At 63.3% G+C, this 17,419-nt stretch carries 18 protein-coding genes; 9 read left to right on the top strand and 9 right to left on the bottom strand.

Going from position 1 to position 17,419, the window contains the following annotated elements; translation table 11 throughout:
- Window positions 1-129 precede the first annotated feature (129 nt).
- Both ybaK and plsY read left to right on the top strand, forming a co-directional pair.
- The gene (ybaK, locus tag AC1Z32_RS25235) at window positions 130-621 is read left to right on the top strand and encodes a Cys-tRNA(Pro) deacylase (protein WP_483481470.1); all 492 of its coding nucleotides are present in this window, start codon (window positions 130-132) and stop codon (window positions 619-621) included.
- Between the two features lie 36 nt (window positions 622-657).
- A complete protein-coding gene (gene plsY / locus AC1Z32_RS25230) occupies window positions 658-1,284 on the top strand; it encodes a glycerol-3-phosphate 1-O-acyltransferase PlsY (RefSeq protein WP_483481469.1) in 627 nt (208 codons plus the stop codon).
- Window positions 1,285-1,344: 60 nt separating this feature from the next.
- On the opposite strand, the gene AC1Z32_RS25225 is transcribed toward plsY, so the two are convergent.
- Window positions 1,345-1,830, bottom strand: a complete 486-nt coding sequence (locus AC1Z32_RS25225) for a YajQ family cyclic di-GMP-binding protein (RefSeq protein WP_008342740.1) — start codon at window positions 1,828-1,830, stop codon at window positions 1,345-1,347.
- Window positions 1,831-1,928: 98 nt separating this feature from the next.
- Here AC1Z32_RS25225 and murB point away from each other — a divergent pair, with 98 nt between their 5' ends.
- Window positions 1,929-2,945: a UDP-N-acetylmuramate dehydrogenase gene (gene murB, locus AC1Z32_RS25220; RefSeq protein ID WP_483481468.1), complete on the top strand. Its 1,017-nt coding sequence runs from the start codon at window positions 1,929-1,931 to the stop codon at window positions 2,943-2,945.
- A gap of 93 nt (window positions 2,946-3,038) precedes the next feature.
- On the opposite strand, the gene AC1Z32_RS25215 is transcribed toward murB, so the two are convergent.
- Complete coding sequence (locus AC1Z32_RS25215) at window positions 3,039-4,268, bottom strand: argininosuccinate synthase (RefSeq protein ID WP_483481467.1); 1,230 nt, start codon at window positions 4,266-4,268, stop codon at window positions 3,039-3,041.
- Window positions 4,269-4,441: 173 nt separating this feature from the next.
- Entirely contained in the window at window positions 4,442-5,371 is a 930-nt protein-coding gene (argF, locus tag AC1Z32_RS25210; RefSeq protein WP_483481466.1) for an ornithine carbamoyltransferase, read from the bottom strand.
- 519 nt (window positions 5,372-5,890) lie between these two features.
- Between argF and AC1Z32_RS25205 the strand changes: the two genes are divergently transcribed.
- On the top strand, window positions 5,891-6,226 hold the full coding sequence (locus AC1Z32_RS25205) for a DUF3579 domain-containing protein (protein ID WP_483481465.1): 336 nt from the start codon (window positions 5,891-5,893) through the stop codon (window positions 6,224-6,226).
- 137 nt (window positions 6,227-6,363) lie between these two features.
- Here the strand turns inward: AC1Z32_RS25205 and rpsT are convergent, their stop codons facing one another.
- The gene (rpsT, locus tag AC1Z32_RS25200) at window positions 6,364-6,642 is read right to left on the bottom strand and encodes a 30S ribosomal protein S20 (protein ID WP_483481464.1); all 279 of its coding nucleotides are present in this window, start codon (window positions 6,640-6,642) and stop codon (window positions 6,364-6,366) included.
- Window positions 6,643-6,998: 356 nt separating this feature from the next.
- On the opposite strand from rpsT, the gene murJ reads away from it, so the two are divergent.
- Window positions 6,999-8,549 carry a murein biosynthesis integral membrane protein MurJ gene (gene murJ, locus AC1Z32_RS25195; RefSeq protein WP_483481463.1) on the top strand — a complete coding sequence of 517 codons (1,551 nt, stop codon included), beginning with the start codon at window positions 6,999-7,001 and terminating at the stop codon, window positions 8,547-8,549.
- Window positions 8,549-9,394: a SirB1 family protein gene (locus tag AC1Z32_RS25190; RefSeq protein WP_483481462.1), complete on the top strand. Its 846-nt coding sequence runs from the start codon at window positions 8,549-8,551 to the stop codon at window positions 9,392-9,394. The genes murJ and AC1Z32_RS25190 overlap by 1 nt, the downstream gene beginning before the upstream one ends.
- A 51-nt stretch (window positions 9,395-9,445) precedes the next feature.
- Here AC1Z32_RS25190 and AC1Z32_RS25185 read toward each other — a convergent pair whose 3' ends face one another.
- The 5 genes from AC1Z32_RS25185 to lpxK form a co-directional block, all read right to left on the bottom strand.
- Window positions 9,446-10,204: a 3-hydroxyacyl-CoA dehydrogenase gene (locus AC1Z32_RS25185; protein WP_483481461.1), complete on the bottom strand. Its 759-nt coding sequence runs from the start codon at window positions 10,202-10,204 to the stop codon at window positions 9,446-9,448.
- A 199-nt stretch (window positions 10,205-10,403) separates the two neighbouring features.
- Window positions 10,404-11,066 carry an adenylate kinase gene (gene adk / locus AC1Z32_RS25180; protein WP_483481460.1) on the bottom strand — a complete coding sequence of 221 codons (663 nt, stop codon included), beginning with the start codon at window positions 11,064-11,066 and terminating at the stop codon, window positions 10,404-10,406.
- A gap of 287 nt (window positions 11,067-11,353) precedes the next feature.
- Window positions 11,354-12,145, bottom strand: a complete 792-nt coding sequence (kdsB, locus tag AC1Z32_RS25175; RefSeq protein ID WP_483481459.1) for a 3-deoxy-manno-octulosonate cytidylyltransferase — start codon at window positions 12,143-12,145, stop codon at window positions 11,354-11,356.
- Window positions 12,146-12,153: 8 nt separating this feature from the next.
- Window positions 12,154-12,360, bottom strand: coding sequence for a Trm112 family protein (locus AC1Z32_RS25170; RefSeq protein WP_014192175.1), 207 nt, complete (start codon window positions 12,358-12,360; stop codon window positions 12,154-12,156).
- On the bottom strand, window positions 12,341-13,357 hold the full coding sequence (gene lpxK / locus AC1Z32_RS25165) for a tetraacyldisaccharide 4'-kinase (RefSeq protein WP_483481458.1): 1,017 nt from the start codon (window positions 13,355-13,357) through the stop codon (window positions 12,341-12,343). Before lpxK ends, AC1Z32_RS25170 begins: the two co-directional genes overlap by 20 nt.
- Window positions 13,358-13,853: 496 nt before the next feature.
- On the opposite strand from lpxK, the gene xseA reads away from it, so the two are divergent.
- The 3 genes from xseA to AC1Z32_RS25150 all read left to right on the top strand — a co-directional run bounded on the left by xseA (window position 13,854) and on the right by AC1Z32_RS25150 (window position 17,414).
- The gene (gene xseA, locus AC1Z32_RS25160) at window positions 13,854-15,221 is read left to right on the top strand and encodes an exodeoxyribonuclease VII large subunit (protein ID WP_483481457.1); all 1,368 of its coding nucleotides are present in this window, start codon (window positions 13,854-13,856) and stop codon (window positions 15,219-15,221) included.
- A gap of 211 nt (window positions 15,222-15,432) precedes the next feature.
- Window positions 15,433-16,014, top strand: coding sequence for a superoxide dismutase (locus AC1Z32_RS25155; RefSeq protein ID WP_483481456.1), 582 nt, complete (start codon window positions 15,433-15,435; stop codon window positions 16,012-16,014).
- 230 nt (window positions 16,015-16,244) lie between these two features.
- Window positions 16,245-17,414: an acyltransferase family protein gene (locus tag AC1Z32_RS25150; protein WP_483481455.1), complete on the top strand. Its 1,170-nt coding sequence runs from the start codon at window positions 16,245-16,247 to the stop codon at window positions 17,412-17,414.
- Window positions 17,415-17,419: the final 5 nt, after the last annotated feature.

Below are 17,419 nucleotides of genomic sequence, written 5' to 3'. Positions count from 1 at the left end.
CTTGAGATCTGCGGTCTCGCGCAGCAACCACGCGCGATGTTGCGAACGATCGTGCCACGGCGGCGCGCCCTTACACACTCGGCCGAATGGCCGATGGTGAGGCGAAGGACGCGCCGCTACAATGCGTCCATGTCGAAAATCAAACACGTGTCCGAAACGCCCGCGACGCAATTCCTGCGCCGCCACAAAGTCGAATTCGGCGAGCATCCCTACGATTACGTCGAGCACGGCGGCACGGAGGAGTCCGCGCGGCAGCTCGGCGTGGACGAGCACAGCGTCGTCAAGACGCTGGTGATGGAAGACGAGCACGCGAAGCCGCTCATCGTGCTCATGCACGGCGATCGCACCGTGTCGACTAAGAACCTCGCGCGGCAGACGGGCGCGAAGCGCGTCGAGCCGTGCAGGCCGGAAGTCGCGAACCGTCATTCGGGTTTTCTCGTGGGCGGGACGTCGCCGTTCGGCACGAAGAAAGCCATGCCGGTGTATGTCGAATCGAGCATTCTCGATCTCGACCTGATCTATCTGAACGGCGGGCGGCGCGGATATCTCGTGAGCCTGAAGCCGATGGTGCTGACCGAGTTGCTGAACGCAAAACCCGTGCAGTGCGCGAGCGTCGATTAGAATGCGTTCCGCTCTCGCTATAACTGAAAAAACACCATGATCTTTCTGATCGTCGCCGTCGTGTCCTATCTGATCGGCTCGATTTCATTCGCCGTCGTCGTGAGTCACGCGATGGGCCTGGCCGACCCGCGTTCATACGGCTCGGGCAATCCCGGCGCGACCAACGTGCTGCGAACCGGCAACAAGAAGGCTGCGATCCTGACGCTCATCGGCGACGCGTTCAAGGGCTGGCTGCCCGTGTGGATCGTCGCGCAATACGGTGCGAGCTTCGGCTGGGATCAGGCCGGCGTCAACACGGCCACGGCGCTTGCGGCAATTGCCGTGTTCCTCGGGCATCTGTATCCGGTCTTCTTCCGGTTCCAGGGCGGCAAGGGCGTCGCGACGGCAGCGGGCGTGCTGCTCGCGATCCATCCGGCGCTCGGTCTCGCGACGCTGCTCACCTGGATCATCATCGCGTTCTTTTTCCGCTATTCGTCCCTGGCAGCGCTCGTCGCTGCCGTGTTCGCGCCGTTCTTCCAGGTGTTCCTGTTCGGACCGAGCCGCATCTCGCTCGCCGTGCTGGCGATGAGCCTTCTGCTCATCTGGCGGCATCGCGCGAATATCTCGAAGTTGCTGGCAGGCAAGGAAAGCCGCATCGGCGAGAAGAAGAAGGCGGTCGAATAATGCAAAAAGCCGTTCCGGCGCTGGCCGGAACGGCTTTTCAGCATCTCAGGCGACGATGGATCAGTCGCGGAAGTTGTTGAAGTCGAGTGGCGTATCGGTGACTTCCTTCTTCAGGAGCGCGATGGCGCTCTGCAGATCGTCACGCTTCGCGCCCTGCACGCGCACCGCGTCGCCCTGAATGCTCGCCTGCACCTTGATCTTGCTGTCCTTCACGATCTTGACGATCTTCTTCGCCAGATCGCCCGACACGCCTTTCTTCACCGTGACGACCTGCTTCAGCTTGTCGCCGCCGATTTTCTCCTGCTTGCCGTAGTCGAGGAAGCGCACGTCGACGCCGCGCTTGGCCATCTTGTTCAGTAGAACGTCCTTCACCTGGCCGAGCTTGAAATCGTCGTCGGCGTAGAGCGTGAGTTCGCGCTCCTTCTGCTCGACGCGTGAATCCGAACCCTTGAAGTCGAAGCGCGTGGAAATTTCCTTGTTCGATTGTTCAATCGCGTTCTTCACTTCGATCATGTTTGCTTCGCTGACGACGTCAAACGATGGCATCTGTCTTTCTCCTTCATTGATGCGAGCGCGCCTCGGACGCGGCTCGCGCAATCGCTATAATCACGGACCTGACGTCATTCTACCGACGCGCTTCCTTCATGTCGCTTCAGCTTCTCACTGATTTCTCGCTGCTTCCCCGCAACACGTTCGGTTTCGACGTGCGTGCGCGTTACGCCATGCACATCGATTCCGTCGATGCGGCCGTCGCGCTCCCGTCCGATGCGCGCATTGCGAACATGCCGCGGCTCGTGCTCGGCGGCGGCAGCAATATCGTGCTGACGCGCGATTTCGACGGTGTCGCGCTCATCGTCGGCATGTCGGCCAGGCGCGTGATCGGCGAGACCGGCGACGCGTGGCTCGTCGAGGCCGGCGCGGGCGAGAACTGGCACGATTTCGTCGCCTGGACGCTCGCACACGGCATGCCGGGGCTGGAGAATCTCGCGCTGATTCCGGGCACGGTCGGCGCGGCCCCGATTCAGAACATCGGCGCATACGGGCTCGAAATGGGCGAGCGCTTCGAGCGCCTGAGCGCGGTCGAACTCGCAACCGGCGAACGCGTGGAATTCGATCGCGCCGCATGCGCGTTCGGTTATCGCGACAGCTTTTTCAAGCGGGCAGGGCGCGGGCGCTTCATGATCACGTCGGTGGTGTTCAGGCTGCCGAAGGCGTGGACGCCGCGCGCCGAATACGCCGATGTCGCGCGCGCGCTCGACGGCGCCGCCACGCCCGACGCGCAGGCGATTTTCGACGCGGTCGTCGCCGTGCGGCGCGCCAAGCTGCCCGACTGGACCGTGCTCGGCAACGCGGGCAGCTTCTTCAAGAATCCGGTTGTGAGCGCGCAGGCGTTCGAGGCGTTGAAGGCTCGCGAACCCGGCGTCGTGTCGTACCCGCAGACGGACGGGCAAGTGAAGCTCGCGGCGGGCTGGCTCATCGACCGATGCGGCTGGAAAGGGCGCGGCATCGGCGGCGCGGCGGTGCACGACCGGCAGGCGCTCGTGCTAGTGAATCGCGGCGGCGCTACGGGCGCCCAAGTGCTCGAACTGGCCGAGGCCATCAAGCGGGACGTGCTCGCGCGCTTTGAAGTCGAACTGGAGATGGAGCCGGTCTGCCTCTGAATTGATCGCGAACGCAGGCCGCAAAAAGCAAAAACCCGCCGAACCGAAGTCCGGCGGGTTTTTTTGCGCTCGCAGCGGAATCAGAAGCGCGAATTACGAACCGCGCGTGCGGCGTGCGTTCTCCGCGATACGCATGCGCAACGCGTTGAGCTTGATGAAGCCGCCGGCGTCGGCCTGGTTGTAGGCGCCGCCGTCGTCGTCGAAGGTCGCGATGGTCTTGTCGAACAGCGTTTCCTTCGAATCGCGCGCGACGACCGACACGCTGCCCTTGTACAGCTTCACGCGCACCCAGCCGTTGACCTTTTCCTGCGTGTGGTCGATCAGCACTTGCAGCGCGCGGCGCTCCGGGCTCCACCAGTAGCCGTTGTAGATCAGCGACGCGTAGCGGGCCATCAGATCGTCCTTCAGGTGCGCCACTTCGCGATCGAGCGTGATCGACTCGATGCCGCGGTGCGCCTTCAGCATGATCGTGCCGCCCGGCGTTTCATAGCAGCCGCGCGACTTCATGCCGACATAGCGGTTCTCGACCAGATCCAGACGGCCGATGCCGTGCTTACCGCCGAGGCGGTTCAGCTCGGTCAGCATCTCGGCCGGCGACAGGCGCTTGCCGTTCAGCGCGACCGGGTCGCCATGCTCATATTCGATATCGATGTATTCCGGCTGATCCGGCGCCGCTTCCGGCGATACGGTCCAGCGCCACATTTCGGCTTCGGCCTCGGCTTTCGGGTCTTCAAGATGGCGGCCTTCGAACGAAATGTGCAGCAGGTTCGCGTCCATCGAGTAGGGCGCGCCGCCTTGCTTGTGCTTCATTTCGATCGGAATGCCAGCCTTCTCGGCGTACGCGAGCAGCTTTTCGCGCGAGAGCAGGTCCCATTCGCGCCACGGCGCGATCACCTTGATGCCGGGTTCGAGCGCGTAATAGCCGAGCTCGAAGCGCACCTGGTCGTTGCCCTTGCCAGTCGCGCCGTGCGAGACGGCCTGCGCGCCGGACGCTCGCGCGATCTCGATCTGGCGCTTCGCGATCAGCGGACGCGCGATCGACGTGCCTAGCAGATACTCGCCTTCATAGATGGTGTTCGCGCGGAACATCGGGAACACGAAATCGCGGACGAACTCTTCACGCAGGTCTTCGATGAAGATGTTTTCCTGCTTGATGCCGAGCTGGAGCGCCTTCTTGCGCGCGGGCTCCAGTTCTTCGCCCTGCCCGATGTCGGCCGTGAAGGTGACGACTTCGGCGTCGTAGTTGTCCTGCAACCACTTCAGGATGACGGAGGTGTCGAGGCCGCCCGAATAGGCGAGCACGACTTTCTTGATGTCGCTCATGATGAACTTGTGTGCTGAAAAGCCGGTGCGGCGGTTGTGCGCCGCTTCGCGTCCGCCGGGCGCGTGACGGGCATGAAGTGCGCGGAAAGGACACTATTTTGACATTAAAAAGCCGCGTTTCCGAAAATTTGGGATGCGCGGCTCGTGCACGGTGCCGATTCGCTCGTATTCGCTCAGTGATTGAGCTTGCCGAGCAGGAGATACTCCATCAGCGCCTTCTGGACGTGCAGACGGTTCTCCGCCTCGTCCCAGACCACGCTCTGCGGACCGTCGATGACCTCCGCGCTCACTTCCTCGCCGCGATGCGCGGGCAGGCAGTGCATGAAAAGCGCATCGGGATTGGCGCGCGCCATCATCTCGGCATCGACGCAATAGTCTGCGAACGCTTTCATGCGCGCTTCGTTCTCGGCCTCGAAGCCCATGCTGGTCCAGACGTCCGTGGTGACGAGATCCGCGCCCGCGCAGGCTTCGTTCGGATCGTCGAACTCTTCGTAGAACGGCTTGCTTTCCTCGGCGACCAGCGCGGGGTCGAGCTTGTAGCCCAGCGGCGTAGACAGGCGCAGCTTGAATCCGAGAATGTGCGCGGCCTCGATCCACGTGTAGAGCATGTTGTTCGCGTCGCCGACCCACGCGACGGTCTTGCCGTGAATCGGCCCGCGATGCTCGTAGAACGTGAAGATGTCCGCGAGCACCTGGCACGGGTGATATTCGTTCGTCAGCCCGTTGATGACCGGCACGCGCGAGCTTTCGGCAAAGCGCCGGATGATGTCTTGGCCGAACGTGCGGATCATGATGATGTCGACCATGCGCGAGATGACCTGCGCCGAATCCTCGATGGGCTCGCCGCGCCCGAGCTGCGTGTCGCGCGTGTTCATGAACACCGCGTGGCCGCCGAGCTGAAAGATGCCCGCCTCGAAGGAGAGGCGCGTGCGCGTCGAGCTCTTCTCGAAGATCATCGCGAGCGTGCGGTCGTGCAGCGGATGATAGGTCTCGTAGTTCTTGAACTTGCGCTTCAGGATGCGCGCGCGTTCGAGCACGTACTCGTAGTCGTCGAGCGAAAAATCCTTGAACTGAAGATAGTGGCGAATTTTCTTGGCGGTCATGAAACGCAAGCGGCGGCTACGAACCGGCGCGCTGCGCTGGAAGCGTCAGGGCCGGACGGCGCCGCCGTCGTGAGTGGTATCGCATTTGAGCATAAAGGATTTTGCGATGTTTGACGAGGCTGGCCAAAAGCACGATCGGGCGCGCGCGAGCCCGGCCAGCGGCTTCGGAATGTCCCCAATGGACGCGCCCGATGTCCGTGTGCGCTGCGGAATGGAGACCGCTGCTGTATAATTACGGTCGCTCGTTTCAACAGTTCTGCAACATTCAGCACCGTTTCACGCGCATCTGCGGCGAGGGGTTCGCAAGAATCCGGTCGGCGTGACTTCGTGCGTTCCGATTCCGCGGTGGATTGCCCAGTGCTGTCGAGTCCGCCATTTCTGTCGCGGGCGCGGACGGTTCTCGCAGAATCGGCCCGCGCAAGACCGCCCCGGCGCCTTCGCTGCGCCGGCCCTTGCGGTTCCCCGTGTCAGGCATGTGCGTTCCGGTGCGCGTCACCGGCCGTCAAAAGGTATTGCTACATGGCTGAATCATCCCCTACCGAATACTTCATACAAGGCATCACCAAGAGCGGGAGGAAATTTCGGCCGAGCGATTGGTCCGAGCGTCTGTGCGGCGTGATGTCGGGCTTCGGGCCCAAAGCGAAAGGGCCGAACGCGCGCCTCCAATATTCCATCTACGTGCGTCCGACGATGATCGGCGACATCAAGGTCGTGATCGTCGATTCGCGCCTGCGCGACATCGAACCGATGGCATTCGACTTCGTGCTCAATTTCGCGAAAGATAACGATCTCGTCGTGACCGAAGCGTGCGAGCTGCCGCCGCATCACGGTACACAGACGCAACAGCAGTCCTGACGCTGTAAAACAGGAAGCGCAGACGCAAAAAAGCCCGCCGAAGCGGGCTTTTTCGTTACTGCGCAGCGGAAACAGGAAGCTGCTTCGGCAAGCGCCCGACCGTGCGATCAAAAGCGCTCGCCTGAAGCGAGCCGGAATTACTGGGCAGCGGGGGCTTGCAGGCCCTTGACGGCTGCAGCCAGGCGGCTCTTGTGACGAGCGGCCTTGTTCTTGTGGATGATCTTCTTGTCCGCGATGATGTCCATCGTCTTGACCGACGACTTGAACACTTCGGCGGCCTTGGCCTGATCGCCGGCTTCGATAGCCTTGCGAACAGCCTTGATGGCCGTGCGGAACTTCGAGCGCAGCGCCGAGTTGTGCGAGTTGGCTTTGGCGGCCTGACGGGCGCGCTTGCGAGCTTGTGCGGAATTTGCCATGACGGTTTCCTTGTCCTGTTTCTGCTGTTACTTGTCAGGAGCGGGCTTCACCGTCTCGACCGGAACGAGCCCGGAAGCGGTGACTGATGCGCGCTGCCTTTAATCTGAAATCTCGGGAGCGATTGCCCGAGAACCTTGATACATCGCCGGCCGGAACCGGAAAAGACGAGAAGCAGCGCAAAGCGGAGCTTCGAAACCCGCGATTATAGCAAGGGAATATGAGACGTGACAAGCGCGGCGTCGGGCGCGCCGGTGGACAACGATTTGATGCAATCAGTCAATCTTGCGCCGTTGCCCGCCAGCAATGAGCCGTGTCTGGTGGGCGCGCAGCACGCGCCCCGTATAATAAGCGCCCCATGAATCTATTCCGAGCCCTCCTGACGGTCAGCGGCTTCACGCTGCTGTCGCGCGTGACCGGCCTGATCCGCGAAACGCTGATCGCCCGAGCTTTCGGCGCCAGTCTTTACACCGACGCGTTCTACGTCGCGTTCCGCATACCCAACCTGCTGCGGCGTCTGTCCGCCGAGGGCGCGTTCGCGCAGGCGTTCGTGCCGATCCTCGCCGAGTTCAAGAACAGCAAGGGCCACGATCCGACCAAGGCGCTCGTCGATGCGATGTCGACCGTGCTCACGTGGTTCCTCATCGTGCTTTCGGTGCTCGGCATGCTGGGCGCGAGCTGGGTGGTCTATGCGGTCGCATCGGGGCTGCGGCACGAGGGCATCGGCTACGCGCTCGCGGTCGAGATGACGCGCATCATGTTCCCGTACATCGTCCTCATTTCGATGACGACGCTCGCCTCGGGCGTGCTCAACACGTACAAGCAGTTCTCGCTGCCCGCGTTCGCGCCGGTGCTGCTGAACGTGTCGTTCATTTTCGCGGCGGTGTTCGTGGCGCCGCATCTGAAGGTGCCGGTCTATGCGCTCGCGTATGCGGTGATCGCCGGCGGCGTTCTGCAGTTGCTCGTGCAACTGCCCGGCCTGAAGAAGATCGACATGACGCCGCGCATCGGGCTGAACTTCCGGCGCGCGCTCGCGCATCCGGGCGTCAAGCGCGTGCTGCTGAAGATGGTGCCGGCGATGTTCGCGGTGTCGGTCGGGCAGCTGAGCCTCATCATCAATACGAATATCGCGTCGAACATCGGGCAGGGCGCGGTGTCGTGGATCAATTACGCCGACCGTCTGATGGAATTTCCCACCGCGCTGCTGGGCGCGGCGCTCGGCACGATCCTGCTGCCGAGCCTCTCGAAAGCGCACGTCGATGCGGACAACGTCGAATACTCCGCGCTGCTCGACTGGGGCCTGCGCATCACGTTCCTGCTGGCCGCGCCGAGCGCGATCGCGCTGTTTTTCTTCGCCGAGCCGCTAACGGCGACGCTCTTTCACTACGGCAAGTTCGACAACCATTCCGTCGTGATGGTCGGCCGCGCGCTGTCGGCATACGGCATCGGGCTGGTCGGCCTCATCCTCATCAAGATTCTCGCGCCCGGCTTTTACGCGAAGCAGGACATCAAGACGCCGGTGAAGATCGCGGTGTTCGTGCTGATCATGACGCAGGTGAGCAACTACGTCTTCGTGCCGATCTTCTCTCACGCGGGCCTGACGCTTTCCATCGGCCTCGGCGCGCTCACCAACGCATTGCTGTTGTTCGCCGGTCTGCGCCGCCGCAAGATCTATCGGCCGTCGCCGGGCTGGCTGCGCTTTTTCGTGCAGCTGATCGGCGCGTGCCTGGCTCTTGCCGGCACGATGCATTGGGTCGCGATCAACTTCGACTGGATCGGCATGCGCGCGACGCCGATGCTGCGCATCGCGCTGCTGGGCGCAAGCCTGGTCGTGTTCGCGGCGCTATATTTCGGTATTCTGTCCGCGATGGGCTTCAAGTACGCCTATTTCAAGAGACGCACGCTTTGATGACGACAACGCGTATCCTCGATTACTTCTCTTCGCTGATGGCGGAGGACGACACGCTTCCGCTCACGGAAGCGGCCTTGTCGCTCGCGCAGGACGCGTACCCCGATCTCGACATGCAGGCGGCTCTCGCGGAAATCGACGAACTCGTCGTGCGCGCCCGCCGCCGCGTGCGGGACGAAGCGGACGTAAAGCAGAAGGTCGATGCGCTCAATCGTTATTTCTTCCGCGAGCTGGGTTTCTCCAGCAACCTCAACGATTACTACGATCCGGACAACAGCCATCTGAATGTCGTGCTGCGGCGCCGGCGCGGCATTCCGATCTCGCTCGCGGTGGTCTATCTGGAAATGGCCGAGCAACTCGGCTTGCCGGTGCGCGGCGTGTCGTTTCCCGGGCATTTCCTGTTGCGTGTCGCGACACCCGGCCAGGATCTCATGCTCGATCCGACGACCGGTCAGACGCTCTCCGAAGCGCAGATGGTCGAGATGCTGGAGCCCTATGTGCAGCGCGTGGGCGAATCGATCGGCAGTGCACTGCGCGTGCTTTTGCAGCCCGCGACGCGGCGCGAGATCGTTGCGCGCATGCTGCGCAATCTCAAGGGCATTTATCTGCAAACGGAGCGCTGGCAGCGTCTGCTCGCGGTTCAGCAGCGGCTCGTGATCGCGCTGCCGAACAGCATCGAGGAGGTGCGCGATCGCGGCTTCGCCTATGCGCGGCTCGATTATCTGCGCCCGGCGCTCGAAGATTTGCAGCGTTACATCGAGATTCGTCCCGATGCCGAGGACGCTACGGTCGTCGAAACCGAACTGCACGAGTTGCGGCAGCGCACCCAGCACAACGGCGATTAAAAGAAAACGGCGGACTTCGAGAAGAAGCCCGCCGTTTTCACCTGTGAGGCGTTACTTCGGCTGCATGCGGATCGCGCCGTCGAGGCGGATCACTTCGCCGTTCAGCATCGGGTTGTCGAAGATCTGCTTGACGAGCATCGCGTATTCGTCCGGCTTGCCGAGGCGCGACGGGAACGGCACCATCGCGCCGAGCGCATCCTGCACTTCCTTCGGCATGCCGAGCAGCATCGGCGTTTCGAAGAGGCCCGGCGCGATCGTCATCACGCGGATGCCGCTCTTGCTCAGATCGCGCGCGATCGGCAGCGTCATGCCCGCGACGCCGCTCTTCGACGCCGCATACGCCGCCTGGCCGATTTGCCCGTCGTACGCCGCCACCGATGCCGTGTTCACGATCACGCCGCGCTCGCCCGCATCGTTCGCTTCGTTGTTCGACATCACGTTTGCCGCGAGCCGGATCATGTTGAACGTGCCGATGAGATTCACCGAGATCACCTTCGAGAAGAGATCGAGCGCGTGCGGGCCGTCGCGTCCGACCGTCTTCGCCGCTGGCGCGATGCCCGCGCAGTTCACGAGGCCGCGCAGCGTGCCGAGGCTCAGAGCGGCATCGACGGCGCGTTGGCCGTCGCTTTCCTGGCTCACGTCGCATTTCACGAACGCGCCGGACAGTTCCTTCGCGAGCGCTTCTCCGGCGGCCTCGTTCATGTCGGCGAGCACGACCTTTCCGCCTTGCGCTGCGACGAGCCGCGCGGTCGCCGCGCCGAGTCCCGATGCGCCGCCGGTGATCAGAACGACGTTACCTTGCATCTCCATGTCTCTTCTCCTTTTGTGTGATTCGTGCGCGCGAGGGCGGGGTAAGGCCGCTCGCGCCGATGACTGTCCTTGTGGGAAACGCGTCGATTGTAGCGAAGCCGCTCGCTGCAAATTCGCACGATGGTCATGCGAATTCACGGCATAAAAAAACCCGCTCGTGGTGAGCGGGTTTCTGTCTCGAGCGAAGCCGGAGCGCGCTTTACTTCAGCGCGTCGAACACGCGCGCGCGGATTTCATCGACGGTGCCGAGGCCCGAGATCTTGCGATACTCCGGCGCCTTCAGGCCATTCGACACACCGTTCTGCGCCCAGTCGTTGTAGTACGCGATCAGCGGCTTGGTCTGTGCGACATACACGTCGAGACGCTTCTTCACGGTCTCTTCCTTGTCGTCGTCGCGCTGGATCAGCGGCTCGCCGGTGACGTCGTCGGTCATCTCGACCTTCGGCGGATTGAACTTGACGTGATACGTGCGACCCGATGCCGCATGCACGCGGCGGCCGCTCATGCGGGAGATGATTTCGTCGAAGGGGACATCGATCTCGAGCACGTAGTCGATCGCGACGCCCGCGTCTTTCATGGCCTCGGCCTGCGGCAGGGTGCGCGGGAAGCCATCGAAGAGATAGCCGTTCTTGCAGTCGTCGGCGAGAAGGCGTTCCTTCACGAGATTGATGATGAGCGAATCCGGCACCAGCTCGCCCGCGTCCATGTAGCGCTTCGCCTCGACGCCGAGCGGCGAGCCTGCCTTGACGGCCGCGCGCAGCATGTCGCCGGTCGAAATCTGCGGAATGCCAAATTTCTCCTTGATGAAGTTTGCCTGGGTGCCCTTGCCCGCACCGGGTGCGCCCAACAGGATCAAACGCATGGTGATCTCTCCGAATCGTCTAGAAACCGCTTCAAGCCGCGAGGCTGATTTGACATCCGGTGACCTGGCTCGTGCGGCGTCGACGACAGGGCGCGCAGCCGAAAGGAGACGGCGGGCACCTGCGGACAGCGGCGCAACGTTGAGCGTGGCGCTGACCGGAAGGCTCGCGCAATCGCTTGATTATGCCACGGCTCTTTACGATCGCGACCGTAATAACGCGGATAGAAAAGGCCACAAACCCCGCCGCATGGGCGTCGGCGGGGTTTACACGGGTTGCGCCGCAGCTTTCAGTCGGCTTTGGGGAAGAGCGCCTGGACGCGCGCGAGATCGGCGGGCGTGTCGACGCCGGGCGGCGGCGCGTCCTGGGTCACACGCACCGCGATGCGCTCGCCATGCCACAGTGCGCGCAGTTGCTCCAGCGCTTCGGCGGCTTCGATGGGCGCCTGCGCGAGGTTCGGGAAGTCGCGCAGGAATTTCGCGCGATAGGCATAGAGCCCGATGTGACGCAGTACGTTTTCGGGCACGGCGGGCAGCTTCCCGAGCCCGGCGACATCCGGCCAGTGCGCTTGCCAGAGATCGCGCGTCCAGGGAATCGGCGCGCGAGAGAAGTACAGCGCGACGCTCTTCGCATCGAGCACGACCTTCACGACGTTCGGATTGAAGACGTCCGCGGGATCGTGGATCGGATGCGCGGCCGTGGCGATCGCGCATTCGGGATGCGCCGCGAGGTGATCCGCGACGTCGCGCACGAGTTGCGGATCGATGAGCGGCTCATCGCCCTGCACGTTCACGACGATGGTGTCGTCGCTCCAGTTGAGGCGCGTCGCGACTTCGGCGAGGCGGTCGGTGCCGGTAGGGTGATCGGAGCGCGTCAGCATCACTTCGATGCCGTGATCGCGCGCGGCTTCGACGACGCGGTCGGAATCGGTCGCGACCAACACTTGACTCGCGCCCGATTCGCGCGCGCGCTCGGCAACACGCACGACCATCGGCTTGCCGCCGATATCGGCGAGAGGCTTGTTCGGCAGGCGGGTGGAAGCGAGGCGCGCGGGAATGACCGCGATGAACGGAACGGACATGCCGGCGCTCAGGCGTCGCCGGCCGGTTTGAGCGGCTCGACGGGCGTGCCTTCGACAGTCTGGCGCGCTTCGTCGACGAGCATCACGGGAATGCCGTCGCGGATGGGATAGGCGAGCTTGTCCGCGCTGCAGACGAGTTCCTGCGCCGCGCGATCGTAAGTGAGCGGGCCTTTGCAGATCGGGCAAACGAGGATTTCAAGCAGACGTGCGTCCACGGAGTTTCTCCACAACAAGAGCAATGAGGCGCGGTCTCAGCACGGCTTGCACCGGAACGACCCAGATGCGTGCGTCGCGCCAGGCCCCAAATTTTACTGCATCCTTTTCGGTGATCAGGATCGCATCGGCTTCGACGCCCGCGAACGGATTCTCGCGATACGAATAGTGATCGGGAAAGGCGCGCGTCGAGGGCGCGATGCCCGCCGCGCGCAGCGTAGCGAAAAAGCGCTCGGGCGAGCCGATGCCCGCCGCCGCGACCACTTTTTCTCCCGCGAACTGATCGAGCGGGCGGCGCACGGAGGGATCGTCGAGCAGCCACGCGTCGCCGGATTCGAGCTCGAGCGCGAACGTATTCGGCCACGGCGGCAGCGTGCGGTCGTACGGACTGTTGATGAGCGTCGCGTCGCGGCGGCGCGACATCGGCTCGCGCAACGGGCCCGCGGGCAACAGGAAGCCGTTGCCGCCGAGACGGTCATCGAACACGACGAGCTCGAACGCGCGCGCGAGGCGATAGTGCTGCAGGCCGTCGTCGGAGACGAGGACATCGACATTCGGATGTGCCTGGAGAAGGGCCTTGGCCGCCGCCACGCGATCCGGGCAGACGAACACCGGCGCGTGCGTGCGGCGCGCGATCAGCAGCGGCTCGTCGCCGACCTGCGCGGCGGCGCTCGTGGGAGTGACGCTCGTCGGCTTCGCGACTTTCGCGCCGTAGCCGCGCGAGACCACGCCCGGCTGGAATCCGGCGGCGCGCAACGCCTCGACGAGCGCGATGACGGTCGGCGTCTTGCCCGTCCCGCCGACGGTTACGTTGCCCACGACGACCACCGGCACGCCCGGATCGACGCGCTTGATCCAGCCGAGTTCGTAGAAGGCGCGGCGGGTCGCGGCGATCGCGCCGAAGACGCAGGCGAAGGGCGTCAGCGCCCACGCGATCGGGCCGCGACGGCGCCATTCGCGGGCGAGGAAATTCTCGATCGGCGGCTTGAAGTCAGACATGGACCGCCTTCGCGCGGAACGCTGGCGGGAACGAAGTCGGATACGGCGTGACGTGCAACGGCAGCTCCTCGTGTTTCGGTCGACGTTGGACGGATGTGCCCGGCGATGGCGGCCCGTGCGATAACGCCTGCGCCGCGCCAGCCAGTGCTGGAACCCGGCACTCTAGCGCGCGCGGGCCTCGGGCGCCAGTCGCGAAGCGCGTACGGGCAATCTGGCCGTGCGATCCGGACGCCTGTGGATAACTCTGTGAAGAACTTGCGGCCGAGGAGCCGCGAAACCGCGTGAGGAAAGAGTTGCTCTGGGCATTACGATGTTTATAAAATGATAAATGATTAAAATCAATAACTTAGGACGAACTCAACGACCTCCGGCCATATGGCGGCACAGGCGGCGGTAAGTCTTTCCATGTGGACACTTGTTACACTGGCATACCTCGCCCAGCGGCCTGTTGCACGATGTGAAGCAGTCGCGGCGCCCAGTATTTTCTCGTCCAGCCATGAATTCCGATTCCCTGCCGACGCAAAGCGGCGACGCCGTCATTCCCGTCTCCGCACTCAACCGCGCGATCAGCTCGATGCTCGAGCGCTCGTTTCCGCTCGTCTGGGTATCGGGCGAAGTATCGAACTTCACGCGGGCGGCGAGCGGCCACTGGTACTTTTCGATCAAGGACGCCAACGCGCAGATGCGCTGCGTGATGTTCCGCGGCCGCGCGCAGTATGCGGAGTTCATGCCGCGCGAGGGCGACAAGATCGAAGTGCGCGCGCTCGTCACGATGTACGAGCCGCGCGGCGAGTTGCAGTTGAACGTGGAAGCCGTGCGGCGCACGGGGCAGGGCCGGCTCTTCGAAGCGTTCCTGCGCCTGAAGGCGCAACTCGAAAGCGAAGGGCTCTTCGCGGCGGAGAGAAAGCGCGCGCTGCCGGTTCATCCGCGCGGCATCGGCATTGTGACGTCGCTGCAGGCCGCAGCGCTGCGCGATGTGCTGACGACGCTCGCGCGCCGCGCTCCGCATGTGCCGGTCGTCGTGTATCCGGCGCCGGTGCAGGGCGCGGGCGTCGGCGCGAAGCTCGCGGCGATGGTCGAGGCCGCGAATGCGCGTCGTGAAGTCGACGTGCTGATTGTGTGCCGCGGCGGCGGGTCCATCGAGGACTTGTGGGCGTTCAACGAGGAAGTGCTCGCCCGCGCGATCGCGGCGAGCGCGTTGCCGGTGGTGAGCGGCGTCGGACACGAAACGGACTTCACGATCGCCGATTTTGCCGCCGACGTGCGCGCGCCGACGCCGACCGGCGCCGCCGAGCTCGTCAGTCCGCAGCGGGTGCTGCTGTTGCGCGATCTCGATCACCGGCATGCCGCGCTCGCGCGCGGCTTCGGCCGGATGATGGAGCGCCGCGCGCAGCAACTCGACTGGCTCGCGCGCAGGCTCGTGAGTCCCGCGGAGCGGCTCGCGCGGCAGCGTGCGCATTTGCGTCAACTGGCGAGCCGTCTCGCCGCGGCGGGCGCGCGGCCCGTGCGCGATGCGCGCGCGCATTTCGCGCTGGTGCAGTATCGATGGCAGCGCAAGCGCCCGGATCTGGCCGCCGAGCGCGAGCACCTGCTGCGGCTCGCGCAGCGCATCAGGAGCGTGCACGAACGTCGCGCGGAACGGGAGAAAGCGTGCGTTTCGGAACTGGCGGCGCGCCTGCAGGTGCTGAGCCCGCAGCGCACACTCGAACGCGGCTATGCCGCTTTGATCGACGCGCAGACGGGCCGCGCCGTGCGTGCGCCGAGCGCGTTGAAGCCGAAGCGTCCGCTCACCGTTCATCTGGCGCAAGGATCGGCGGACGTGCTGCTCGCCGATGTCCAACCGCGTCTGTCGGACGAATTCTGAATCGCGAGGACGCGCGCGCGAGCGGACGTACATTTGACGTGCCTGGGCATGCGCGCCGGAGCACTTTTTACGCCGGCTTGCGCGAATAGAAAGCGATCCTCCTCATAAAGAGCACACGGTTTGCTGGGTTATCCCAACTCGCCTACAATCCATTGCTCCACTGCCTCACTCCTCACAGTCCCACAATCCACATAGAAAGGAAGCTCGCATCATGGAACATACGCTCCCGCCGCTGCCGTTCGACAAGAACGCGCTCGCTCCGAACATGTCGGAAGAAACGCTCGAGTATCACTATGGCAAGCATCACCAGACCTATGTGACGAACCTGAACAAGCTGATCCCCGGCACCGAATTCGAGAACATGTCTCTCGAAGAGATCGTAAAGAAGTCGTCGGGCGGCGTGTTCAACAACGCAGCGCAAGTCTGGAATCACACGTTCTTCTGGAACAGTCTGTCGCCGAAGGGCGGCGGCGCACCGGCCGGCGCGCTGGCTGACGCGATCAACGCCAAGTACGGTTCCTACGACAAGTTCAAGGAAGAATTCGCCAAGGTCGCGACCGGCACGTTCGGCTCGGGCTGGACCTGGCTGGTGAAAAAGACCGACGGCACGGTGGATATCGTGTCGACGAGCAACGCCGCCACGCCGCTCACGACGGACGCGAAGCCGCTCGTGACCATCGATGTGTGGGAGCACGCGTATTACATCGACTATCGCAATGCGCGTCCGAAGTTCATCGAGGCTTACTGGAACATCGTGAACTGGGATTTTGCGTCGAAGAATTTTGGCGCCTGATAACGCATGAAAGTCGGTTGCGGCATGCTGGAGTGAATTCCGCGTGACGCAACCCGGAAAAAAAGCCCTCGTGAGAGGGCTTTTTTGTTGGTGCGCCCGGCGCGGGCGGTCAAGGGCGGTTCGAATCCGTGCGCAAAACGGGGTCATTGCGTACGCGGGCCTTACGGGGAACATCGAAGCCTCGTCGAGTCTAACCGAGTCTTGGTCGCTTCCGATTCCCACGCCGAACAATGACGACACGCTATCACCAACTCGATTCGTTGCGGGGCATTGCCGCTTTGACTGTGGTTTTCAACCACTACTCGCAGATCGCGCCGATGGGATGGATGCGGCACGCTCCCTGGCGCCTTTTCACGGAGGGGCATTCCGCCGTGATTCTGTTCTTCACGCTGAGCGGTTTCGCACTCACTCTGCAGGTCACCGGCGAGAGCAAGCCCGGTTTCGCCGAGTTCGTCGTCAAGCGGGTCTGCCGTATCTATATCCCGTATCTGATCGCGGTCCTGGCTGCCTACGCGGCTTATGGCGCGCTCTATCGGTCGGGGTTGTCGTGGACGGGTCCGTGGGTCAATCAGGCATGGCACGCGGGCATCGATCGCCATGACCTGCTGAGTCACATCTACTTTCTGCTTCCATTCGACAACAGTACGCTGGACCCGGTGCTTTGGTCGTTGATCTACGAGATGCGTATCTCGCTGATCTTTCCGATACTCGTCGTCGCCGTGTTCGCAATGCCGCTCTGGTTGTCTGTCGCGCTAAGTGCCGGTCTGTCTCTCGCCGTGTTTGGCTATTACCACCATTCGAACCGGACGCTCATGGACGCGAGCCTCCAGGGCGAATGGATTCCGACCATCCACTACATCTCGATGTTCGTCCTGGGCACGCTGATTGCGCGCTATCGCGATGTCATCGTGTCGAAGCTCGCGACATGCTCTTCGCGATCGCTCTTCGGAGCGTTGATGATCTGCATCGCTGTCTATGGTTTGGTCGGCGCGGTGAACCCGCACCTCGTTTCCAATGATGTACTGCGCAGTTTTGCCGACGACTGGGTCATCCTTCCGGCCGTGACCGGCATTCTGCTTCTGGCGATTTCACTCAAGCCGTTTGCCGCCGTTCTGGCTGCTCGACCGCTGGTGTTCCTCGGGAAAATATCCTTCAGTCTGTATCTGCTTCACTGCATCGTGCTGCTGGGCGTCCTGCATTATTTCGGCGATACTTATCAACGCATGTCGCTGGTCGCCGCCGCCGTGCTGATTCTTCCGGTCAGCATCGCGGGGTATTACGCGGTCGAAAAGCCGTCGATTCGACTGGGCCGGTATCTGACCCGGCGAAAGCAACGCAGCGGGGCAACAGTCGGCACCCGATCGATGACCTCGAAGTATCTGTTCGACAAAGGGAAGTGAGCGTC

This window comes from Caballeronia sp. 11_S32, from assembly GCF_056930355.1.
Note: the sequence above shows the minus strand (reverse complement) of the source record. Positions and strands in the feature narration are given on the sequence as shown.